Source organism: Variovorax sp. KBW07, from assembly GCF_003852515.1.
Classification (GTDB): domain Bacteria; phylum Pseudomonadota; class Gammaproteobacteria; order Burkholderiales; family Burkholderiaceae_C; genus Variovorax.
Genome location: NZ_QAJK01000181.1, coordinates 1 through 3,444 on the forward strand (window position 1 = coordinate 1; position 3,444 = coordinate 3,444).

General features: G+C 65.0%; 4 protein-coding genes. 1 reads left to right on the forward strand and 3 read right to left on the reverse strand.

The window, feature by feature from the left end:
* Positions 1-198: 198 nt before the first annotated feature.
* The 3 genes from lgt to DBV14_RS30125 are packed head-to-tail and all read right to left on the reverse strand — an operon-like array spanning position 199 to position 2,180.
* On the reverse strand, positions 199-1,023 hold the full coding sequence (gene lgt / locus DBV14_RS30115; RefSeq protein ID WP_124465095.1) for a prolipoprotein diacylglyceryl transferase: 825 nt from the start codon (positions 1,021-1,023) through the stop codon (positions 199-201).
* Positions 1,024-1,080: 57 nt separating this feature from the next.
* Complete coding sequence (locus DBV14_RS30120) at positions 1,081-1,350, reverse strand: hypothetical protein (protein WP_124465097.1); 270 nt, start codon at positions 1,348-1,350, stop codon at positions 1,081-1,083.
* 56 nt (positions 1,351-1,406) lie between these two features.
* Positions 1,407-2,180, reverse strand: coding sequence for an SDR family oxidoreductase (locus tag DBV14_RS30125; RefSeq protein WP_124465098.1), 774 nt, complete (start codon positions 2,178-2,180; stop codon positions 1,407-1,409).
* A gap of 150 nt (positions 2,181-2,330) precedes the next feature.
* On the opposite strand from DBV14_RS30125, the gene DBV14_RS30130 reads away from it, so the two are divergent.
* Positions 2,331-3,272: a LysR family transcriptional regulator gene (locus tag DBV14_RS30130; protein ID WP_124465100.1), complete on the forward strand. Its 942-nt coding sequence runs from the start codon at positions 2,331-2,333 to the stop codon at positions 3,270-3,272.
* Positions 3,273-3,444: the final 172 nt, after the last annotated feature.

The window sequence follows — 3,444 nt, forward strand, 5'->3', positions numbered from 1 at the left end:
TGGTGTACCGCTGATCAACGACCACTCTGATGACGCTCACGCGGATGGTGTGCTCTGCGCAGCGAAATAAAGGAGGAGCGAAGCGGGGGACATTCGCGGAGCAGAGCACACCGTCGGCGTGGGCGTCGCCCCGAATGAACCCAAACAGCAGCGCCCAAACAAGGAGCCCCGGAACGAGGCCCAGGAGAACCGACGACCTCAGGCCCGAGCAGCGACGGTCTTGCTGCGACCGAACCAGAACCACAGCGCGATCCCGGCAATGACCATTGGCACGCTCAACCACTGCCCCTGGCTCAGGCTCAGCGCCCGCAGTCCCAGGAAGTCGTCGGGCTCGCGGAAATACTCGGCAAAGAAACGCAGTGCGCCATAGCCGATCAGGAACACCGCCGCCACCTGCCCCTGCTTGCGCTCCTTGCGTGCATAGAGCCACATGATCACGAACAACAGCAGTCCTTCCAGCAGGAACTGGTACACCTGCGACGGATGGCGCGGCAGCATCGAGCCGCTTTGCGGGAACACCATGCCCCATGGAAGGTCGGGGCTGCTGAAACGGCCCCACAGTTCGCCGTTGATGAAATTACCCACGCGGCCCGCGGCCAGGCCCGTTGGAACGCAGGGCGCGACGAAATCCATCACCTGCCAGAACGGCCGCGCACGCGAACGCGAGAACCACACCATCGCGCCGATCACGCCCAGCATGCCGCCATGGAAGCTCATGCCGCCCTGCCACACGTAGAGAATTTCGAGCGGATGCGAGAGGTAGAACTCGGGCTTGTAGAACAGACAGTAGCCAAGGCGGCCACCGACGATGACGCCCATCACGCCGAGAAAAAGAATGTCCTCGATGTCCTTGCGCTGCCACGCGCCAGCACCCACAAGCGAGCGGTACGGCTCGTGACGCAGGCGGCGCGTGCCAAGAAAGTAGAACAGCGCGAAGGCCGCCAGGTAGGTCAGGCCGTACCAGTGAATGGCCACCGGCCCCAGTTGCAGGGCGATGGGATTGATCTGCGGATACATGAGCATCCGGCGATTGTGCCCGCCCCGAATGTCGGGGCCGGCACGGGGGCATTCAGGGCAATCTCAGCGCCCGAACTTCCACCACAACAGCCCCGCCACGACGGCTGGCACCGCGAAGATCAGCAAGAAGATCGGCAGTTCCTCGGCCACCGAGTAGCCCGCCTTGAGCACGCCCACGGCCATGTTGATGCCGGCGCCGATGAACCACGCCGGAATGAACCACTTGGCCGCGGTGGCAAGCGCCGCCGTGGAGCCGTCGCCCATGAAGCGGCCGGCCAGAAGAAACACCACCAGCAGCGCGAAGCCGCCACCCATCACCACGATCGTATGCATGTCGTTTTTCCTCCAGGGGGCATCTTGCCGTATCGGCGGGTGAATCGATCAATCCATCAGCGCGTGGTGTACCCGCCGTTGGCGAAGATCGTCTGGCCCGTGATCCACCAGCCTTCGGTGACCAGGAAGCGCACGATGGGCGCGATGTCCTCGATGTCGGTCAGGCCCTTCTTCGAGTACTTGCTCAGCGCGGCGGCGCTGCTGTGGTACTCGACGGCTTCCTTGCTTTCCTGGCCGTAGAAGAACGGCGTGTCCATGGGGCCGGGGCCGATGGCGTTGACCGAGATGCCGCGCTCGCCGAACTCTTTCGACGCGGCCCGCGTGAAGTGCTCCACCGCCGCCTTCGAGCCCGGGTAGATGGCATAGAACGGCGTGTACGCCGCCAGCAGCGAACTGACGATCGTCACGATGCTGCCGCCCTCGGCCAAAGTGCGGCCGGCCTGCTGGATGAAGAAGAAAGCGGCCTTGGCGTTGGCGTCGAAGCTCTTGTCGTAGTCGGCCTCGGTGACATCGAGGATCGGCTTCTTGATGACCACGCCCGCGGTGTTGATGGCAATGTCGACCTGGCCAAAATGCTTCACGGCCTGGTCGAACAGGCGGGCGTTGTTCTCCACCACCGAGAGATCGCCCTGCACCAGCAGCGTGTCCGCGCCCCTGGCCTTGAGCGCGGCGGCGGTTGCCTCGGCATCGGCGCGCGAGGCGTCGCTGTTGTAGTGAATGGCGATGCCGCGGGCGCCGCCATCGACCAGTTGCTGGCCGACGAGGGCGCCGAGGTTCTTGCCACCGCCGGCGATGACGGCGACCTTGTTCTTGAGCGTGCGTGCGGACATGGTTTGACTCCTTGGGGGAAAAAGCGCGGGTGAATGGATGTGTGACTTGAGGCCTCAGTCTATTGATCGACATCGCCGGGATAAATAGGCCATCCAAAGCTAGACTGTTCAATAAATCACGAACAATCAGGCGAATAGAGGCAACAGCGAATGGACCGCATCGACCTCCTCCAGGTCTTCCTGCGCGTGGCCGAAACCGGCAGCTTCACGCGCGCCGCCGACCGCCTAGGCCTGCCGCGCGCCACCATCTCGACGGCGGTGCAGCAGCTCGAAACCCGGCTGGGCTCGCGCCTGCTCCACCGCACCACGCGGCGCGTGAGCCTGACGCCCGACGGCGAGGTGATGCTGGAGCGCGCCCGCGCGCTGGTGGCCGACATGGAAGACATCGAGCAGCAGTTCCTGCCAGCGCACGGCCACGTGAGCGGCCGGCTCAAGGTCGATGTGCCGAGCCGCATCGCGCGGCGGCTGATTGCGCCGGCACTGCCGGGTTTCTTCGAGCGCTTTCCGGGCATCGAGCTGGAGCTGGGCTCGAGCGACCGAGCGGTGGACCTGGTGCTGGAGGGCGTCGATTGCGCGCTACGCGTCGGCCCGCTGGCCAGCAGCAGCCTTGTGGCTCGGCCGCTGGGACATTTCACGCTGATCAACTGCGCAAGCCCGGCCTACCTGGCCCGCCACGGCACGCCACGCACGCCCATGGATCTGCCGCAGCACCTGGCAGTCAACTACGCCTCGCCGACCAGTGGCCGCGCGGCGCCGTGGGAGTGGCAACGAGACGACGAGACGCACACGCTGCGCATGCGCAGCCAGGTCGCAGCCAACAATGCCGAGACGTACATAGCCTGTGCGTTGGCGGGGCTGGGCCTGATCCAGATTCCGCTGTATGACGTGCGCGAACACCTGGCAGCCAGTGAACTGGTCGAAGTGCTGCCGGACGCACGCGCGGAGCCATTGCCGGTGCACCTTGTGTACCCACACCGGCGCAATCTGTCGCGGCGCATGCAGACGTTCGCTGGGTGGCTCGAAGCGCTGCTGGCCGAATCGCTCGACAAGCCTGTCGCGGCTGTCGGTACTCGGCCTCGCAAGGCGCGTTAGCTCGGTCTGTTTGGAGCCACGTTGTTGGGCGCTGCCGTTCAGGGCGACGCCCACGCCGACGGTGTGCTCTGCTCCGCGAATGTCCCCCGCTTCGCTCCTCCTTTATTTCGCTGCGCAGAGCACACCATCCGCGTGAGCGTCATCAGAGTGGTCGTTGATCAGCGGTACACCA